Raw genomic sequence first — 17,963 nt, 5'->3', positions numbered from 1 at the left:
AGGCCGTCAGCCACCATAGCCGATATCCCTGGACAGGGCCAGGGCGGGCGTCAGGACCCGGCCGTCGTGAGGTCTTCGAGCTGCTTGTCGAGGAAGACCCGCACGTCGTCGAGCTCCTGCTCCGACACGCTGTGCGTGAGGCCCGGGTACACGCGACCGCTCAGGTCGACGTGCTCGGGCAGCCATTGCGTCGTGTGCTCGACCAGGAAGCCCGGGATGACGTCGTCGTTGGTGCCCCGGCCCCAGAACACCGGAGGCCTCCGCTCGGCGAGTTCGGCGTCCTTCGGCAGCTCGCCGGGCGTCACGTAGCCCGACAGGTTGGCGGCGAACGCGAACCGCTGGGGGTCGAGACGCACGGCCTGCAGCGAGACCGCTCCGCCCTGCGAGAAACCAAGCAGACCGACGGATGCTGCTCCCCCCGCGTGCGCGTCGACCCAGTCGATCACCGCCTCGGCAGCGCGCGTGACGTGCGAGGGGTCGCGGCCGTCCAGGCCGTCGATCGGGTACCAGGAGCGACCGGGCGCCGGCCACGGCGGAACGAGGGGAGCGGCGAGGCTCGCGACGACGAAGGCGTCGGGAAGGTAGCCGCGCAGGGGATAGAGGTCATGCTCATCGGCGCCGTAGCCGTGCAGGAGAAGGAGGAGGTGGCGTCCTGCGAGGGCCGACCGCTCGGTCGACCACAGCACGGCGTCGGCATCGAGAACGAGCGCTTCCGGCATGCCTTCATCCTGACATGCGACGCCGACACGGCCGAGGCGGGAACAGCGGTCCTCGTCGCGGGTGGGTCGCGCGGGGTATACAAGAGGCATGTCCGTGCGCACTCCCGACCCCGAACCTGCGGGTGACGAGCCGTTCGGCCCGCCGGCCGGCAATGTCTCGAATCCCGCGTGGCTGAGCGACATCGAGCTCGAAGAGGCTCGTCGCCGGCTGCCCATGCTCTACGTCGAGGGCGTTCCGGTGCGCACCGACGGCATGGGTCAGGTCACGCAAGTCGGCATCCTGCTGCGGGCGACCCCCATCGGGGAGATCTCGCGCACCATCGTGTCGGGTCGCGTGCGGTACGGCGAGACCGTCCGCGACGCGCTGTTCCGGCACCTCGAGAACGACCTCGGGCCGATGGCCTTCCCCATGCTGCCGCCGCAGCCGACGCCGTTTACCGTCGCCGAGTACTTCCCGCTCCCGGGCGTCAGCGCCTACCACGACGACCGGCAGCACGCGGTGTCGCTCGCGTTCGTCGTCCCCGTCACCGGCACGTGCGAGCCACGTCAGGACGCGCTCGAGGTGACCTGGCTGACACCGGAGGAGGCGGCATCCGATGCCCTCTCCGCCGAGATGGAGGGCGGCCGCGGCACCCTCGTGCGCATGGCGCTCGCAAGCGTCGGCGCGCTGCGCTGACCCTCGCGCCCGCCCGGATCCCGCCCTCGCGCGGTGTCACCGCCCGCGCATAGGCTCGCAGGGTGACTCTCGCACCCCTGCCCTTCCCGTCCGACGCCGCCGGCTGGGCGGCCTTCGCGACCGCGCGCCCTGCCGAGCGCATCGCCCGCGTGCACGAGATCGACGCCCGCCTGACCTCCGGCGCGGAACTGACGACCGCGGCACGCCTCGAGCTCTGGAACGACGCCGACATCGCCCTCGCCGAGGCGCTGAGCGAGGCCTACGTCGTGAGCGAGGCGCACCCCGACGCCGAGGTGCGCGAGATCGCGGAGTCGCAGGTGCAGGCGGTCGAGTCGCTGTCGGCGGCGCGCCTCTTGAACCGCGATCTGTGGAATTCGTTCGCGGATGCCTCGACCGACGGTCTCGACGCAGACCAGGCGCGTCTGCTCACGCACCTGCTGCGCGACTTCCGCCGCGGTGGCGTCGAGCTGGACGAGGCGGACCGCGAGCGTGCCCGGCAGCTGGCCGACCGCGACACCGAGCTGTCGCTGGCGTTCTCGCGCAACATCCGCGACGGGCGCCGCGAGATCACCGTTCCGGCGGAGGGCCTGGGCGGAATGCCGCAGGACTTCATCGACGCCCACCCCGCCGATGCAGAGGGCCGGGTGACACTGTCGACCGACTACCCCGACCTCATGCCGGTCCGCGACTACGCGCACGACCGTGCGACCCGCGTCGCGTTGGTGACCGCCTACAACGACCTCGCGTGGCCCGAGAACGACGGGATCCTGGCCGAGCTGCTCGACGTGCGCGCCGAGCGCGCCCGTCTGCTCGGGTACGCGGACTGGGCCGACTACGAGACCGAGACCCGCATGATCGGGTCGGGGGCCGAGATCCCGGCGTTCCTCTCCCGGCTCGACGACGCGTCGCGGGCGGCGACGGATGCCGAGTACCCGATCCTGCTCGAACGCCTGCGCCGTGACACCCCCGATGCCGACGTCGTCTCGATCGCCGACTTCTGGTACCTGCTCGGCGCGATCAAGCGCGAGCAGTATGACGTCGACGCACAGCTCGTGCGGTCGTACTTCCCGTTCGAGCGCGTCGTCGCGGGCATTCTCGATGTCACCGGCCGGTTGCTCGACGTCGAGTATGTGCCGGTCGACGCCCCCGCGTGGCACGACGACGTGCAGACCTACGACGTCGTGCGCGACGGCGATCGCCTCGGGCGCATCCACCTCGACCTGCACCCGCGCGAGGGCAAGTTCAGCCACGCCGCTTGCTTCCCGCTCGCGCCCGGCGTCTCCGGACGTGTGCTTCCCGAGGCGGCGCTCCTGTGCAACTTCTCGCGCGGACTGCTCGAGCACGACGAGGTGGTCACGTTCTTCCACGAGTTCGGGCATCTCGTGCACGACATCCTGGGCGGCCGGCAGCGCTTCGCCCGCTTCAGCGGGGTCGCGACCGAGTGGGACTTCGTCGAAGCACCCAGCCAGCTCCTCGAGGAGTGGGCATGGGACGCCGAGGTCCTGGCCTCGTTCAGCGCGAACGCCGACGGCGAGCCGATCCCGGCCGATCTCGTCGAGCGCATGCGCACCGCCGACGCCTTCGGGCGTGCGCTCGAGGTGCGCCGCCAGCTGGGGCATGCCAACGTGTCGTATCACCTGCACGTCGACCGGCCCACCGACCTTCAGGCCGAGACGGAGCGGCTGTACGCAGCATCCAGTCCCGTCCAGCCGCTGGGCGGACTTCATTCGTATGCCGGATTCGGGCACCTCACGGGGTACGGCGCCTGCTACTACACCTACCAATGGAGCCTGGTGATCGCGCGCGACCTGCTGAGCGGGTTCGGGGCGGGATTGATGGACCCCGAAGCCGCCCATCGCTACCGCGCGGAGGTGCTGGAACGGGGCGGATCGCGGGACGCGCGGGACCTCGTCGAAGCGTTCCTGGGGCGCCCTTCGTCGTTCGACGCGTACCGCGAGTGGCTCGCGGGCGAATGACGTTTCGCGCACACAGCGCGGCGTTGTAGGGTTCACCTACCCCCGAAGCGCAGTCACCCGCGACACACCCCCCGGTGTCGTCGAGGACGGTGCGGCCACCGCTGCCCGCGCGCGCGGCGATCCGTTCGCCGGCGCGGCGGGCGCGGTACCGCACGCCTCCGCCGCGAGCACTCGCCGAAGTTGCACCACCCTCGCCACAGAAAGCGGAGATACCGATGTCCGACCACGCCCAGAGCGCCGGAAACACGGGTCAGGACGACCCGACCCCGTTCGACAACCTCATCGGCGACACGGCGACCACCGCGTTCGGATCGGGCTTCACGACGACCTTCCGCGGATACGACAAGGAAGAGGTCGACGCGGCCATCGCCGGGCTCGACGCGCGCATGCGCGCCGCCAGCGACGAGGTCGCACAGCTGAAGCAGCACCAGCGCCGCGCGGGTGCCGCCGTCGCCCAGAGCCGCGCGAAGGCCGAGCGCCTCGAGGCCGAGCTGCAGACGGCCAACGAGCGCCGCCAGGCCGAGATCGATGCGGCGATCGCCGAACGTCAGGCCGAGATCGACGCCACCCTCGTCGCTCGGCAGGAAGAGGTCGAGCGTCTCGAAGCGGCTCTCGCCGAAGCCGAGCAGACGCGCCAGGCCGACCTCGAGCGCGTCGCGGCCGAGGCATCGGCCGCCCGCGAGGAAGAGGGCGACGCCGTCCAGCGGCTGCAGGGCGAGCTCGAACTCGCGAACGCCAAGATCGCCGACGCCGAGCAGCGCGTGCAGACCCTGAGCGACGAGCTCGTCGGCGCGACCACCGAGTCGCCCAACCGTCAGCAGTTCGAAGAGGTGCTGCGCGTCGCCGAGGACCAGGCGAGCCTGCTCATCCGCAATGCCACGATCCAGGGCGACCGCCTGCTCGAGGCCGCGCGCGAAGAGATCGCGAACCGCCGCGCATCCGCGCAGGCCGAGGCTGACGGCATCGTCTCGCAGGCGCAGCACGACGCCCAGCAGATCCAGCTGAAGATCGACACCGAGCTCACCGCGCACGAGGCGCGCCTCGAGCGCGAGGCCGCGCACGCGGCCGAGAAGGTGTCGCAGGCCGAGCGCGAGGCCGCTGCCATCCGTTCCGAGGCCGAGAAGGGCGCGGCCGTGCTGCGCTCGACCGTGGCCCGCGAGACCGCCCGCGACCGCTCGGAGGCCGAAGAAACGGTGCGCGAGCTGCGTCTGCGTGCCCTCGAGTTCGAGGCATCCCTCACCCGCCGCCAGGATGACGCGCACCAGGAGTTCCTCGTGCTGCACAACCAGGCGGTCGCGCACGCCGAGCGCATCACGCAGGACGCCAACGAGCAGGTCGCCGCATCGCTCGAGCACGCCCAGCGTGTGTCGGTGAAGGCCGAGGACTTCGAGCGTCTCATGCGCGCCCAGTCGCAGCAGATCGAGGCCGACGCGCAGCTGCGCGCCCGCGAGCACCTCGACCGCGCACACGTGAAGGCCGAGCGCATCATCGACCTCGTGACGACCCACTCGCAGTCCGTGCTCCGCGACGCCGAGGACCGCACCCGCCAGCTGCGCTGGCAGCAGCACCAGCTGATGAGCTTCATGGCCGAGGTCAAGGAGCTGATCCGCCCCGAGACCCCCCTCACGTCGGCCGAAGACGCCGCCAGCGACGAGATCGAGACGGATGAGACGGATGCTGCCGCCGCCGTGGATGCCGAGGCTGCGGTCGCCGAGACCGAGGTCGACCAGGCTGAGACCGCCGAGGTTGCGGACGGCGAGGGCGCAGGACCCGAGGGTGAGCACGGGGACGGCGAGCAGACCGAGGGCGAGCACGCCGAGGGCGGGCACCACGAAGGCTGACCCCGTCCCCCCGCTCGTTGAGCGGAGCGCGCTCTGGCGCGCGAAGACGAAACGCCCCGGACTTTCCGCAAAGTCCGGGGCGTTTCGTCTCGCTCGTGCCTCGCTCGCTCAACGAGCGAGGAACGAGGTGGCCGAGTTCGGAGATCCCGCGGAAGTCGGACGATCCCGCGGGGATCGGTCCGACTCTCGCCAGAAATCCGAGTTTCGCGGGGAGTCAGGCCGCCGAAGTCTCGCGGGCGATGGCGGCGAGGAAGGCGTCGATGTCGTTCTCGGAGGTGTCGAAGCTGCACATCCAGCGGACCTCGTTCTTCGCAGCATCCCAGTCATAGAACTTGAACGAGGTGCGCAGGCGCTCGGCGACGCCGTCGGGCAGGGTCGCGAAGACGCCGTTCGCCTGCGTCGGCTGCGTGAACTCGATGCCCGAGATCGAGCCGTCGGCGAGCCCCGCCTCGATGCCGTGGCGCAGGCGCTGGGCCATGGCGTTGGAGTGCGAGGCGTTGCGGTGCCACAGGTCGCCCTCGAGGAGAGCGAGCAGCTGCGCCGACACGAAGCGCATCTTCGACGCGAGCTGCATGTCGAGCTTGCGGAGGAACTTGAGTCCTTCCGACGCCGACGGGTTGAGCACGACCACGGCCTCGCCGAGCATCGCACCGTTCTTGGTCCCGCCGAAGCTCAGCACGTCGACGCCCGCGTCGCGTGTGAACGCGCGGAACGGCACATCGAGGGATGCGGCCGCGTTCGAGATGCGTGAGCCGTCCATGTGCACGTGCATGCCGAGGCTGTGCGCGTGGTCCGCGATCGCCGTGATCTCGTCGACCGTGTACAGCGTGCCGAGCTCGGTCGACTGGGTGATCGACACCACGAGCGGCTGCGCGCGGTGCTCGTCGCCCCAGCCCCACGCCTCACGGTCGATGAGCTCGGGGGTGAGCTTGCCGTCGTCCGTCGGGACGGTCAGCAGCTTGATGCCGGCCACGCGCTCGGGCGCGCCGCCCTCGTCGACGTTGATGTGCGCCGTCCCGGCCGAGACCACCGCGCCCCAGCGGGGGAGCATCGACTGCAACCCGACGACGTTCGCACCGGTGCCGTTGAACACCGGGTACGCCTCGACGCCTTCGCCGAAGTGGCGCGCCATCACCGACTGCAGACGCTCGGTGTAGACGTCGTCGCCGTACGCGACCTGGTGGCCGTCGTTGGCGGCGGCGATCGCCGCGAGCACCTCGGGGTGGATGCCGGAGTAGTTGTCGCTGGCGAAGCCGCGCAGGTTCGGGTCGTGGATCGTGGTCACGGGTGTCCAATCTCGTATCGCGTGCGGCCGCACCGCGGCCGTCACAGCGAGGGGTCGGTGAGCTCGACGATGGTGTCGTTGATGTCGGCGGCTTCGGCGATCCAGAGGTCGGCGAACCGGTGCGCGAGGGCCTCTTCGAGTCTGTCGAGGCTCTTCACGCGGAAGATCACGGATGCTGCGGCCTGCGGCTTCCCGGAATCCCGGGCGTCCTTCGCGAAGCCCTGTGCGACGGCGCGGGCCCACGCCTCGGTCGCGGCCTTCACCGCGGCGTAGTTCGCGCCGCCGGCGAGCGGACGCGCCACCGCCGTGGACGACACCACCGCGAGCCGGCCCGCCTCGGAGGCCCGCAGGTCGGCGTCGAACGCACGGCTCACGTGGCGCAGCGCCGTGAGGGAGCCCTCCAGGAAGCGGAAGTCGGCGTCGCTCTGCCCCGCCAGGCCGCCGCCGCCGCGCCATCCGCCCACGAGGTGCAGCACCCCGTCGACCGGGCCGTCCGCTGCGTGGATGCGCTCTGCCAGCTCCGCAACCTGGGCCTCGTCACCCAGGTCGCACACCTCGGTGCGCACGCTTCCTGCGGTGCCTCCGGCCAGGGACGCAGCATCCGTTTCGAGTAACTCGACCAGGCCGCGCAGCTTGCCGGCGTCGCGGCCGACTGCCACCACGCGCGCACCCGCATCGCGCAGTACGCGCGCGGCGGTGAGGCCCGACGCGCTGGTCGCGCCGGCGATGATCACGAGTCTGCCTGAGACGCTCATGCCTCCACCTTCCCACGTCGCGAACGGGCGTTCTCGGCGAGAGGCGAGCCTCGCCGAGAACGCCCGTGTCGGCGTCAGGAATCGCGCCCCGTGATCCCGGCGGTGGACTCGATGACCGGCTTCATCTTCTTGTTGAGCGCCTCGAAGAACATCGACAGCGGGAACTCGTCGTCCAGGACCGCGTCGGTGTAGCCCCTCGGGGCGCCGGCGAGGATCTCGTCGGGGAGGCCCCGCGCCCACCGCGAAGCGGGGTTGGGCGTCAGCGTGGAGCGCACGAGATCGTACGCCGCGAGCCAGTGCGCGGTCTTCGGCCGGTCGATCGAGCGCCAGTACAGCTCGTCGATCGCCTCGCCGAGCGCGATCACCGCCGCGGGCACGTCGTCCCAGTCGAAGGCGAGCGCGGTGTCGGTCCAGTGCAGCACGTCGCGCTGGTGCAGCCACGCGAACAGCAGCTGGCCGCCGAGTCCGTCGTAGTTGCGCACGCGCGAGCCCGTGATCGAGAACCGGAAGATGCGGTCGAAGATCACCGCGTACTGCACGAGCTTCGCGTGCTCGAGCATCTCGGCCTCGGCGGCGTCCAGACTCTCGCCCGCCTCGACCCGCGCCGTCAGGCGTCGCTCGATCGCGACGCACTCGCGGAACGCCGTGAGGTCGCACCGCAGCTCTTCGAGCGAGTACAGGAAGTACGGCATCCGCTGCTTGATCATGAACGGATCGAACGGCAGGTCGCCGCGCATGTGCGTGCGGTCGTGGATGACGTCCCACATCACGAACGTCTTCTCGGTCAGTTCCTGGTCGTCGAGCATGCGCGCGGCGTCGGCGGGGAGGTCGAGCTTCGTGATGCCGGCGGCGGCACGGACGACGCGGCGGTAGCGCGCGGCCTCGCGGTCCTGGAAGATCGCGCCCCACGTGAACGTCGGGATCTCGCGCATCGCGACGGTCTCGGGGAACAGCACCGCGGAGTTCGTGTCGTACCCGGGGGTGAAGTCGACGAACCGCAGCGACACGAACAGCTTGTTGCCGTAGTCGCCGGCCTCGAGCTGCGCGATGAACTCCGGCCAGATCACCTCGACGAGCACGGCCTCGACGTGGCGGTCGCTCGAGCCGTTCTGCGTGTACATCGGGAACACGACGAGATGACGGATGCCGTCGGCCCGGTGCTGCTGCGGCTGGAAGGCTTCGAGCGACTCGAGGAAGTCGGGGACGCCGAACCCCTGGTCCATCCAGCGATCGAAGTCGCGCCCCGACGCGGCGAGATACTCGGCGTCGTGCGGGAAGGCGGGCGCGAGTGCGCGGATGCCGCTCGTGATCTCGGTGACCAGGCCGCGTGCTTCGGCGTGGGCGGCAGCATCCGGAATCGATCCGTCGTGCACCTGGAGGTTCTGGATCGCGGTCGCCGCGGCCTTGAGGCGCAGCCAGGCGTCGCTCGTCTCGGCCACGCGGGCGTCCTCGACGACCTCGGGTTCGCCGACGATCGCCTTCGACGTGTGAAGGGTGCTGCTGGACATGGTGAACCTCCGATCTTCGAGTGCGGTTTCGCTCCTGATTCTAGAGAAGTTCCCTTGGCTCCGAGATTCGGCCGGAAATTTTCCTGTTCGCGCGACTAGTGTCGAATCATGCCCGCCCTGGATGACGCGATCGACGCCGCCATCGTGCGCGAGGTGTCGAAGGACGCCCGCGCCACCCTCGCCGACCTGTCCGCAGCCGTCGGACTGTCGGTGTCCGCCGTGCAGGCGCGATTGCGCCGCCTCGAGAGCCGCGGCGTCATCACGGGCTACCGCACCCTCGTCGACGCCGAGGCCGTCGGAAAGCCGCTCGCCGCGTTCGTCGAGATCACGCCGCTCGACCCCGCCCAGCCCGACAACGCCCCCGAGCTGCTCGAGCACCTCACCGAGATCGAGGCGTGCCATTCGATCGCGGGCGACGCCAGCTACATCCTGCTGGTGCGGGTCGCGTCGCCGCGCCATCTCGAGTCGCTGATCCGCGACATCCGTGCCGCCGCGTCGGTCAACACGCGCACGACCGTGGTGCTGCAGACGTTCTACGAGAACCGGCCGATCCTCCCGGCCTGAGCGTGCCGTACTCGCAGCGCGGGGGTCTCGCTGTTCCGCGCAGATCGCGGGCGCCGGCGCAAGCCCTCGTTCAGCCCTGTCTGCGTCGGTACCCTCGCGGCATGGACCCAAGGACACGCTCCGACGGCCGTGGTCTGCTCATCGTGCGGAACGCGCGATCCGGGTCCGCCGTGATCCGCTCGGATCCAGCGGGCACGTTCGCCGAGCGACTGCCGGCCGCACGGGTGCACGAGCTCGGCGAGGGAGAGGACCTCGCCGAGGTCGTCGATGCGGCGATGAAGACGGATGCCGCACCCGACGTGCTGGGGATCTACGGCGGCGACGGCTCGGTGTCGCGCATGGCGCACCTCGCACGACAGCACGATCGACCGTTGCTGGCCATGCCCGGCGGCACGTTCAACCACTTCGTGCGGGCACTCAGCGTGGAGAGCGTCGACGACGCCATCGATGCTCTCGCGGCCGGCTCGACCGTGGAGGTCGGTGTGGTGGAGGCGACGGCCGACGCCGACGAGACGGTGACCGTCCTCAACGTGGTGTCCATGGGTGCGTACCCGGAACTCATCGAAGAGCGCGAGCGTCGCAGCAGCCTGGGGAAGTGGCTCGGCGGTGCGGTGGCCACAGCGGTCGCGCTGCGGCGCGCCGAGCCGCTGACGATCGTCCGCGGCGGCAGGCGGGCCCGGGTCTGGTCGGTCTTCGTCAGCGTCGGCCGCAATGATCCCGACCGTGTCGCGACGATGCAGCGGCAGGAGACGGATGCCGCCGTGCTGGATGTGCGCATCCACCACGCGCGCGGATCCAAGGTCCGCGCCTTCGCGTCGCTCGCGTTCGGCAAGCGGTCGGCGGCCGTGCTGCGCGCGATCGGGCTGTTCCCCCGCGACGCCGACATCGAGCGGCTCGTGGTGCGGGAGCTCGAACTCCACGTGCGCCCCGAGCCGGGGCATCCGTCCGTCTTCGTCCACGACGGCGAGCTCGAGGAGCGGGCTCGCGGCGGCTTCACGCTGCGGTGCGTCGCCGTGCCGCGAGCGGTGACGGTGTTCGCGCCCGCTCAGCGACCGGACGTCGGTCGCTGAGCCCCAACCAGCCCCTTTGTTCGTTCGTCACGGATGTACGTGGAAAGCCCATAGGGGCGTACATCCGTGACGAACGAACGAAGGAGAGAGTGGCGCGTGCGGGCGGGACGCCGGCCGGTCAGTCGTGCTGGGGGAAGCCCAGGTTGATGCCGCCGTGCGACGGGTCGAGCCAGCGCGAGGTGATCGCCTTCTCGGCCGTGAAGAACTCGAAGCCGTGCGGGCCGTAAGCTTTGGCGTCGCCGAAGAGCGACGCCTTCCAGCCGCCGAAGGAGTGGTACGCCACCGGGACCGGGATCGGCACGTTGATGCCGATCATGCCGACGGTCGCCTCCCGCTGGAAGCGCCGGGCCGCGCCGCCGTCGTTCGTGAAGATGGCCGTGCCGTTGCCGTAGCGGCTCGAGTTGATGATGTCGAGGCCCTCCTCGTAACCCTCGACGCGCACGACCGACAGCACCGGGCCGAAGATCTCGTCGGTGTAGACCGTCGAGGTCGTCGGCACGTTGTCGATCAGGGTCGGTCCGAGCCAGAAGCCGTTCTCGTCTCCGTCGATCTCGACGTCACGTCCGTCGACCACGACCGAGGCGCCGTCGGCCCCGGCGACGTCGAGGTACGACGTCACCTTGTCGCGGTGCTGACCCGTGATGAGCGGACCCATGTCGCAGCCGCGGGTGCCGTCGCCCACCTTGAGCCCCGCCATGCGCTCGGCGACCTTCGCGACGAACGCGTCGGCGACGGTGTCGACGGCGAGCACGACCGAGATCGCCATGCAGCGCTCGCCGGCCGAGCCGAAGCCCGCGTTCACGGCGGCGTCGGCGGCGAGGTCGAGGTCGGCGTCCGGCAGCACCAGCATGTGGTTCTTCGCGCCGCCGAGCGCCTGCACCCGCTTGCCGTGCGAGGTCGCGGTCTCGTACACGTACTTGGCGATCGGCGTCGAGCCTACGAAAGAGATCGCCCGCACGTCGGGGTGCTCGAGGAGCGCGTCGACCGCCTCCTTGTCCCCGTGCACGACGTTGAAGACGCCATCCGGGAGCCCCGCCTCGGTGAGGAGGCCGGCGAGCCAGTTCGCAGCCGTCGGGTCCTTCTCGGAGGGCTTCAAGACCACGGCGTTGCCGGCGGCCAGCGCGATCGAGAAGAACCACAGCGGCACCATGGCCGGGAAGTTGAACGGGCTGATGATGCCCACCACACCCAGCGGCTGGCGCAGCGTGTACACGTCGATGCCGGTCGAGACGTTCTCGGAATACGCGCCCTTGGTCAGGTGCCCGAGGCCGCACGCGAACTCGACGACCTCCATGCCGCGGGCGATCTCGCCGCGCGCGTCGGAGAGCACCTTGCCGTGCTCGGCGGTGAGGATCTCGGCGAGCTCCTCCTTGCGGGCGTTGAGCAGCTCACGGAACGCGAACAGCACGCCCTGGCGCTTGGCGATCGACGCGTCGCGCCACTGCAGCCACGCCGCGGACGCGGCATCCACCGCTTCGCCCACGTCTTCACGCGACGCGAACCGCACCTCCTTCTGGACCGTTCCCAGCGCGGGGTTGAACACCTGGCCGGTGCGCTCGGATGCCCCGGCCCAGGGGGCCCCGTTCACCCAGTGGTCGAGAACCGCCGTCTCGGTGCGCGGCAGGGTGTCAGTCATCGTGTTCCTCCTTCGGAAGCCCTCCTCGTGAGAGGGCGTGCACGTGTCACGCGAGGTCGCCTTCGACCTTCGTCAGAGCTTCATCGTAAATCGACATCGCCTCCTGCACCTCCCCGTCGGTCACCACGCAGGGCGGCACGACGTGGATGCGGTTCTCCGCGGCGAAGGGCAGAAGGCCTCGCGAGGTGAGCTCCTTCTTGAGACGCCCGATCACATCGGCGCCGACCGGCTCACGGGTTTCCCGGTCCGAGACGAGGTCGAGCGCCCAGAACACGCCCTCGCCTCGCACCTCGCCGATGAGCGGGTGCTTCTCGGCCAGCGCGGCCAGTCCGGGGCCGATCGCCTCCTCGCCCACGCGGCGGGCGTTGTCGACGATCCCCTCCGACTCCATCGCGTCGATGGCGGCGATGATGGATGCCGCGGCCAGCGGATGACCGGAATACGTGAGCCCGCCGGGGAAGACCCGATCGTCGAACGTCGCCGAGATCTCGGGCGAGATGATGACGCCGCCCACCGGGACGTAGCCGGAGTTCACGCCCTTGGCGAAGGTGATGAGGTCGGGCACGACGTCGTAGCCCTGGAACGCGAACCAGCGGCCGGTGCGGCCGAACCCCGCCATGACCTCGTCGAGGATGAGGACGATGCCGTACTTGTCGGCCAGCGCACGCACGCCCGCGAGGTATCCCGGCGGCGGGAGCATGATCCCCGCGGTGCCCGGGATCGACTCGAGCAGCAGCGCCGCGATCGTCGAGGGACCCTCGGACTGGATGACCCGCTCCAGGTGCTGCAGCGCCCGCTCGGACTCCTCCTCGGGGGTCGTCGCCCAGAACTCGGTGCGATACAGGAAGGGACCGAAGAAGTGCACGTGCCCGCGGGCGAACTGGTTCGGCATCCGTCGCCAGTCGCCGGTGGCGACGATCGCGGCGCCGGTGTTGCCATGGTACGAGCGGTACGTCGAGAGCACCGTCTCACGGCCCACGTCTCCTCGAGCAGCACAGTGGAGGCGTGCCATGCGGATGGCGTTCTCGATCGCGTCGGCACCGCCGTTGGTGAAGAAGACCTTGGCGAACCCGTCGGGCGCCTTGTCGAGGATGCGCTCTGCCGCCTGCCCGCGGTGCAGATTCGCGGTGGCGGGGCCGATGGTCGCGAGACGCTCGGCCTGCTCGCGGATGGCGGCGACGACGGCAGGATGCTGATGCCCGATGTTGACGTTGACCAGCTGGCTCGAGAAATCGAGCAGCCGGTTGCCGGCGTGGTCCCACACGACGGTGCCCGAGCCGCCGGCGATCACGGGGAGGTCCAGGCCCGCCTGCGCGGACCACGAGTGGAACACGAACTCGCGGTCGAGCTGCTTCGCGAGGGCGTCGAGGTCTTCGGTCATCGCTTCATCCTCCTCGTCGAGGTGCTGGGGCGCCACGCCTGCGCGCGACGCCCCAGCTGGTGGTGGTGCCTACTGCCCGCCCTCGGTGAGGGTGACGTCGATCGGCGTGTACTCGCCGGCGACCTCGACGCCCTCGTCCTTCAGTGCGGCCAGCGCCTTCTCGATGTACTCGTTCGAGTACGCCGAGGCGGCGGGTTCGGTCGTGATGAGCTCGAGGTCGTCCTGGTTCTTCGCCGACAGCGCGCCCGCGACAGTCTTGTCCCAGGCGGCCTTGTCGACCAGGCCGAAGTCGGCGCCGGTCCAGATGAGCTTGTTGACCTCGTTCATCTGCCACTGCTGGTGCACCGGGCCGACCGGGAAGGCCGCCTCGGCGTTGGAGGCGATGTCGTAGACGATCGACGCGGCCTCCTCGGGATTGTCGCGCGCGAAGATCCAGCCCTTGGTGACGGCCTTGAGGAACCGCACCGCGGCGTCGGCGTAGGCGGGGTCATCTTCGAGGCGCTGCGTGTCGGCCCAGATGGCGTCCTGCAGCATGGCACCGTCGGTCTCCTCGTACGAGATGACGTCGAAGTCCTCCGGCTGGTACAGCTCACCGGTCGCCGGGTTCACGACCTCGAGGATCTGCGCCCATTCGTTGTACGTCATCGCCTGGGCGGCGTCCACGTCCTTGTCGAGGAGCGCGTTCATCGAGAAGTCCTGCGTCGTGATCGACACCGTGGTCGAGTCGAGGTCTTCGGCGGCCATCGCCGCGAAGATCTCCCACTCGTTGCCGAAGCCCCACGAGCCGATCCGCTTGCCCTCGAAGTCCGCGACCGATTCGATGCCGTCGCCCTTCCACGACACCTGGAGCGTGCCCGACTTCTGGAACACCTGCGCGATGTCGGTGAGCTCGACGCCCGTGGCCTCGAGCGTGCCCAGCACTTTGGGAACCCACGCGATGGCGAAGTCGACGTCGCCGGCGACGAGCGCGTCCTGCGGCACGATGTCGCCGCCCGACGGGACGATCTCGACGTCGTCGAAGCCCTCCTCCTCGAAGTAGCCCTTCTCCTGGGCGACGTAGTACCCCGCGAACTGCGCCTGCGGCAGCCACTGCAGCTGCAGCTTGATCGACGTGAGCGGCTCGAAGTCCTCGCCCCCGCCCCCTCCGTCGTCGCCGGAGTCACCGGAACCGGCACACGCCGCGAGCGCGAGTGCGGCGACGGTGAACACGGATGCTGCGGCCAGGCCGCGTCTGATGCTGTGTCTCATTGCGTTCCTTTCGTGTGGTGCGTTGTCTTTCCCTCGGTGGTCGGGATTCCGTCAGGCCGACGTCCGCCTCGTCGCCAGCCGCTCCAGGAGCGAGGTCACGAGGAAGAACACGAGGCCGATGATGATGCCGCCGAGCACGTACGCCCAGGCGAGCGCGGCGCGGCCCGATTTCGCATAGGTCGCGATCGCCGTGCCGATGCCGTCGGCGGGGCCGCCGAAGTACTCGGCCACGAGCGCGGCGATCACGGCGAGCGAGCTCGCGATGCGCAGGCCCGTAATGAGGTAGGGCAGCGCCGTCGGAAGCGTCAGGAAGCGGAAGGTCTGCCAGCCGGAGGCCGCGGACGCGCGGAGCAGGTCACGGTGCACGGGGCGGGTCTGCCGGAGTCCTCGCAGCAGGTTGACGAACACGGGGATGAACGCGGCGATCGTCGCGACAGCCTGGCGCCCGAACTGGCTCGATGCGCCGAACATCGTGTTCAGGATCGGCGTCACCGCGACGATCGGGATGACGGCCAGCGCCGACACGAGCGGCGCGAGCATGCCGTCGACGGGCTTGGCGGCCGCGGCGAGACCGGCGAAGAGCAGCGCGAGGAGCGAGCCGACGACGAGGCCGATCAGCGCATTCGTGGCCGTGATCTTCATGTCGTCGAGGATGATCGGGAAGCGCCTCACGAACTCCTCGGCGATCGCGATTGGGCTCGGCAGCATGCGCGGCGCGGTGCCGAGCACATCGACCCAGAAGATCCAGACGGCGAGGATCAGGATGCCCACCACGATGGGCGCCACCCACTTGAGCCAGCCCGGAAGCTCGCGCTCGGCGGGCATCGGCCGCGGCGCCCTGCCGGACGGCTTCGGCGGAGCCGGGAGCATAGTGGTCGCAGCATCCGTCATGATGTCCGGTCCCTGAGGTTGTCGAAGGGCGTGACGGGGGTGCCGTGGAGCGCCTCACGGACCGCGGTGACGCGGTCGAAGAACTCCGGCGACTCCCGCAGCGCCTCGTCGCGCACGTCGCCCAGGCCCGTGTCGATGACGTCGGTGATGCGGCCGGGACGCGGGCTCATCACGACGACGCGGTCGGAGAGGAAGACCGCCTCGGGGATCGAGTGCGTCACGAACACCACTGCGGCGGAGGTCTCGGCGGCGATGCGGGTGAGCTCGGACTGCAGACGCTCGCGCGTCATCTCGTCCAGCGCGCCGAACGGCTCGTCCATGAGGAGGAGCTTCGGCCGCGCCGCGAGCGCCCGTGCGATCGCGACGCGCTGCTGCATGCCGCCGGAGAGCTGGTCGGGGTACCGGTCGACGAAGTCCGAGAGGCCGACGAGTTCGGCGAGCTCGGCGACGCGTGCGGCGCGGTCGGACTTGCCCGTGCCGTGGAGCTCGAGCGGCAGGCCGATGTTCGCGCCGACCGTGCGCCAGGGCAGGAGCCCGGCCTGCTGGAAGGCGATGCCGTAGTCCTGGTCGATGCGCGCGCGCTTGGCGGGCTTGCCGAAGATCTCGAGGGTTCCGCTCGTGGCCTGATCGAGGTCGGCGATGAGGCGCAGCAGCGTGGACTTGCCGCAGCCGGACGGCCCGATGAGCGACACGAACTCTCCGGCCGAGACCTCGAGCTCGACGTCGGTCAGCGCGACGACCTCCCCGGTCTTCGTCGGGAAGACCTTCCCGACGCCGGCGGCGTGGACGGCGAACGGTTCCTGTGCTTCGACAGGCTCAGCAACCGGTCTCGTGGTCATGCGGTCGCTTCTCCTCTGCGGTAGTTGGCGAGTCCGAGGCCGATGAGGGCGACGGAGCCGGCGGCGATGAGGCCCAGGGCGATCGAGCCGAAGGTGGGACCCCACGGCGCCGCGGGGTCCGACGAGGCCTGACCCGCGAGCTGGATGAGCATGCGGCCGATGCCGCCGCGCATGCCGATCGACACCTCGGCGACGACGGCGCCGAGCACCGCGTTCGCGGCCGCGAGCCGCAGTGCGGGGAGGAGGTGGGGGACCGCGGCGGGAAGGCGGAGCCGGAACAGGGTCGCCCAGTAGCCGGCGGCGTAGCTGTTCATGAGGTCGAGGTGGATGCGGTCGGGCGACGCGAGTCCGCGCAGCACGCCGACGGCGACCGGGAAGAACGCGAGGTACGACGCGATGACGGCCACCGACAGCCACTGCGGCCAGGTGCCGCCGCCGCGGTCGATCTGGTTGCCGATCGCGTTGACCACGGGCGCGAACGCGATCAGCGGCACGATCTGGCTCACGACGATCCAGGGGAGAAGCCCCCACTCCAGCAGTCGCCAGCGCTGCATCACGAGACCCAGCACCGCGCCCACGGCGACGCCGATCAGCCATCCGACGGCCGCGATCCCGAGCGTCACGAGCGCCGCGCCCGCCACCGAGACCCACAGCGGCGGGGTGTCGCCGCCGCTCGTCGGGGCGAACAGCCGTGCGGCCATGTCCCACACGTGCGGCATCGCGCGGTCGTGGGTACGGGGGAGCAGCATGACGCCCGAGCCGGACTCTCCCGGCACGGCGCCGACGACGAATCCTTCGCTCGGCCCGGCGAACTTGTACAGCTCCCAGAGCCCCAGCACCGCGAGCACCCCGAGCGCGCCCCATCCTGCCGCGATCCACCCCCGCAGCTCGCCCTGTCGCCGGGCCGACCAGCCGATGGGCCTCATGCGGCCGCCGTCACTTCTTCGCCGTCACGTGGGCCGACAGCGCCGGGATCACCGTCTCGCCGTAGACACGGAGGGTCTCCTCCTTGTTGTCGTGCTGCAGGTAGCCGGCGAACTGCGTCACACCGAGCTCGCGCAGCTGCTCGAGCTTCGCGATGTGCTCGTCGGCCGTGCCGAGGATGCAGAACCGGTCGACGATGTCGTCCGGCACGAAGTCGACGTGATCGTTGTCGGCCTTGCCGTGGGTGTTGTAGTCGTAGCCCTGGCGGCGCTCGATGTAGTCGGTGAGCGCCTCGGGCACCCCCTCGCCGTGATGGCCGTACTTCGCCACGATGTCGGCGACGTGGTTGCCGACCATGCCGCCGAACCAGCGGCACTGCTCGCGCATGTGCTCCCAGTCGTCGCCGATGTACATCGGCGCCGCCCCGCAGGACGCCCCCGACCCGGGGGCGCGGCCGGGGGGGGGGCGCAGGACCCGGGGGGGAGCCCGGGGACGGCGAGCAGCCCGAGGGCGAGCCCGCGGGGGGCGGGCACCACGAAGGCTGACCCCGCCCCCCCGCTCGTTGAGCGGAGCGCGCTCTGGCGCGCGAAGACGAAACGCCCCGGACTTTCCGCAAAGTCCGGGGCGTTTCGTCTCGCTCGTGCCTCGCT

The 17,963-nt window shown here is 70.4% G+C and carries 15 protein-coding genes and 1 pseudogene; 5 read left to right on the top strand and 11 right to left on the bottom strand.

The features are described from left to right. Positions 1 to 50 precede the first annotated feature (50 nt). Positions 51 to 719 carry an alpha/beta hydrolase gene (locus tag ACLBXX_RS12055; protein WP_447658208.1) on the bottom strand — a complete coding sequence of 223 codons (669 nt, stop codon included), beginning with the start codon at positions 717 to 719 and terminating at the stop codon, positions 51 to 53. Positions 720 to 807: 88 nt separating this feature from the next. Between ACLBXX_RS12055 and ACLBXX_RS12050 the strand changes: the two genes are divergently transcribed. The 3 genes from ACLBXX_RS12050 (at position 808) to ACLBXX_RS12040 (ending at position 5,212) form a co-directional block, all read left to right on the top strand. After that, entirely contained in the window at positions 808 to 1,395 is a 588-nt protein-coding gene (locus ACLBXX_RS12050) for an NUDIX hydrolase family protein (protein WP_056372309.1), read from the top strand. A gap of 62 nt (positions 1,396 to 1,457) precedes the next feature. Continuing rightward, positions 1,458 to 3,371: a M3 family metallopeptidase gene (locus ACLBXX_RS12045; protein ID WP_447658207.1), complete on the top strand. Its 1,914-nt coding sequence runs from the start codon at positions 1,458 to 1,460 to the stop codon at positions 3,369 to 3,371. Positions 3,372 to 3,586: 215 nt separating this feature from the next. Beyond that, a complete protein-coding gene (locus ACLBXX_RS12040) occupies positions 3,587 to 5,212 on the top strand; it encodes a hypothetical protein (protein WP_447658206.1) in 1,626 nt (541 codons plus the stop codon). A 214-nt stretch (positions 5,213 to 5,426) separates the two neighbouring features. On the opposite strand, the gene ACLBXX_RS12035 is transcribed toward ACLBXX_RS12040, so the two are convergent. The 3 genes from ACLBXX_RS12035 to ACLBXX_RS12025 form a co-directional block, all read right to left on the bottom strand. After that, positions 5,427 to 6,497: a threonine aldolase family protein gene (locus ACLBXX_RS12035; protein ID WP_447658205.1), complete on the bottom strand. Its 1,071-nt coding sequence runs from the start codon at positions 6,495 to 6,497 to the stop codon at positions 5,427 to 5,429. A gap of 41 nt (positions 6,498 to 6,538) precedes the next feature. Then, positions 6,539 to 7,252 carry an SDR family NAD(P)-dependent oxidoreductase gene (locus ACLBXX_RS12030; protein ID WP_447658204.1) on the bottom strand — a complete coding sequence of 238 codons (714 nt, stop codon included), beginning with the start codon at positions 7,250 to 7,252 and terminating at the stop codon, positions 6,539 to 6,541. A 74-nt stretch (positions 7,253 to 7,326) separates the two neighbouring features. After that, the gene (locus ACLBXX_RS12025) at positions 7,327 to 8,760 is read right to left on the bottom strand and encodes a DUF6421 family protein (protein ID WP_447658203.1); all 1,434 of its coding nucleotides are present in this window, start codon (positions 8,758 to 8,760) and stop codon (positions 7,327 to 7,329) included. Between the two features lie 108 nt (positions 8,761 to 8,868). On the opposite strand from ACLBXX_RS12025, the gene ACLBXX_RS12020 reads away from it, so the two are divergent. Both ACLBXX_RS12020 and ACLBXX_RS12015 read left to right on the top strand, forming a co-directional pair. Continuing rightward, entirely contained in the window at positions 8,869 to 9,324 is a 456-nt protein-coding gene (locus tag ACLBXX_RS12020) for an Lrp/AsnC family transcriptional regulator (RefSeq protein ID WP_447658202.1), read from the top strand. Positions 9,325 to 9,425: 101 nt separating this feature from the next. Continuing rightward, entirely contained in the window at positions 9,426 to 10,394 is a 969-nt protein-coding gene (locus ACLBXX_RS12015; RefSeq protein WP_447658201.1) for a diacylglycerol/lipid kinase family protein, read from the top strand. Between the two features lie 118 nt (positions 10,395 to 10,512). On the opposite strand, the gene ACLBXX_RS12010 is transcribed toward ACLBXX_RS12015, so the two are convergent. The 7 genes and pseudogenes from ACLBXX_RS12010 to ACLBXX_RS11980 form a co-directional block, all read right to left on the bottom strand. Then, complete coding sequence (locus tag ACLBXX_RS12010) at positions 10,513 to 12,030, bottom strand: CoA-acylating methylmalonate-semialdehyde dehydrogenase (RefSeq protein WP_056372320.1); 1,518 nt, start codon at positions 12,028 to 12,030, stop codon at positions 10,513 to 10,515. A gap of 46 nt (positions 12,031 to 12,076) precedes the next feature. After that, positions 12,077 to 13,411 (bottom strand): aminotransferase class III-fold pyridoxal phosphate-dependent enzyme, encoded by a 1,335-nt coding sequence (locus tag ACLBXX_RS12005; protein ID WP_447658200.1) that lies wholly within the window; start codon positions 13,409 to 13,411, stop codon positions 12,077 to 12,079. A 69-nt stretch (positions 13,412 to 13,480) separates the two neighbouring features. Further along, positions 13,481 to 14,659 carry an ABC transporter substrate-binding protein gene (locus ACLBXX_RS12000; protein ID WP_387144821.1) on the bottom strand — a complete coding sequence of 393 codons (1,179 nt, stop codon included), beginning with the start codon at positions 14,657 to 14,659 and terminating at the stop codon, positions 13,481 to 13,483. A gap of 51 nt (positions 14,660 to 14,710) precedes the next feature. Further along, a complete protein-coding gene (locus ACLBXX_RS11995) occupies positions 14,711 to 15,484 on the bottom strand; it encodes an ABC transporter permease (RefSeq protein WP_447658199.1) in 774 nt (257 codons plus the stop codon). A gap of 62 nt (positions 15,485 to 15,546) precedes the next feature. After that, positions 15,547 to 16,389 (bottom strand): ABC transporter ATP-binding protein, encoded by an 843-nt coding sequence (locus tag ACLBXX_RS11990; protein WP_447658198.1) that lies wholly within the window; start codon positions 16,387 to 16,389, stop codon positions 15,547 to 15,549. After that, positions 16,386 to 17,315 (bottom strand): ABC transporter permease, encoded by a 930-nt coding sequence (locus tag ACLBXX_RS11985; RefSeq protein WP_447658197.1) that lies wholly within the window; start codon positions 17,313 to 17,315, stop codon positions 16,386 to 16,388. The genes ACLBXX_RS11990 and ACLBXX_RS11985 overlap by 4 nt, the downstream gene beginning before the upstream one ends. 10 nt (positions 17,316 to 17,325) lie before the next feature. Then, positions 17,326 to 17,769, bottom strand: a pseudogene (locus tag ACLBXX_RS11980) (LLM class flavin-dependent oxidoreductase); the annotation flags it as partial. Between the last annotated feature and the right edge of the window lie 194 nt (positions 17,770 to 17,963).

Source organism: Microbacterium sp. C23T, assembly GCF_053345975.1.
This window is presented reverse-complemented; position numbering and strand designations above follow the sequence as displayed.

Excerpts from the sequence above, each read along its gene's own strand:
- ACLBXX_RS12010 (WP_056372320.1), bottom strand. The coding sequence starts at position 12,030 with ATGACTGACACCCTGCCGCGCACCGAGACGGCGGTTCTCGACCACTGG.
- ACLBXX_RS12020 (WP_447658202.1), top strand. The coding sequence starts at position 8,869 with ATGCCCGCCCTGGATGACGCGATCGACGCCGCCATCGTGCGCGAGGTG.
- ACLBXX_RS12015 (WP_447658201.1), top strand. The coding sequence starts at position 9,426 with ATGGACCCAAGGACACGCTCCGACGGCCGTGGTCTGCTCATCGTGCGG.
- ACLBXX_RS12055 (WP_447658208.1), bottom strand. The coding sequence starts at position 719 with ATGCCGGAAGCGCTCGTTCTCGATGCCGACGCCGTGCTGTGGTCGACC.
- ACLBXX_RS11995 (WP_447658199.1), bottom strand. The coding sequence starts at position 15,484 with ATGCCCGCCGAGCGCGAGCTTCCGGGCTGGCTCAAGTGGGTGGCGCCC.
- ACLBXX_RS12000 (WP_387144821.1), bottom strand. The coding sequence starts at position 14,659 with ATGAGACACAGCATCAGACGCGGCCTGGCCGCAGCATCCGTGTTCACC.
- ACLBXX_RS12030 (WP_447658204.1), bottom strand. The coding sequence starts at position 7,252 with ATGAGCGTCTCAGGCAGACTCGTGATCATCGCCGGCGCGACCAGCGCG.
- ACLBXX_RS11985 (WP_447658197.1), bottom strand. The coding sequence starts at position 17,315 with ATGAGGCCCATCGGCTGGTCGGCCCGGCGACAGGGCGAGCTGCGGGGG.
- ACLBXX_RS11990 (WP_447658198.1), bottom strand. The coding sequence starts at position 16,389 with ATGACCACGAGACCGGTTGCTGAGCCTGTCGAAGCACAGGAACCGTTC.
- ACLBXX_RS12005 (WP_447658200.1), bottom strand. The coding sequence starts at position 13,411 with ATGACCGAAGACCTCGACGCCCTCGCGAAGCAGCTCGACCGCGAGTTC.
- ACLBXX_RS12050 (WP_056372309.1), top strand. The coding sequence starts at position 808 with ATGTCCGTGCGCACTCCCGACCCCGAACCTGCGGGTGACGAGCCGTTC.
- ACLBXX_RS12025 (WP_447658203.1), bottom strand. The coding sequence starts at position 8,760 with ATGTCCAGCAGCACCCTTCACACGTCGAAGGCGATCGTCGGCGAACCC.
- ACLBXX_RS12040 (WP_447658206.1), top strand. The coding sequence starts at position 3,587 with ATGTCCGACCACGCCCAGAGCGCCGGAAACACGGGTCAGGACGACCCG.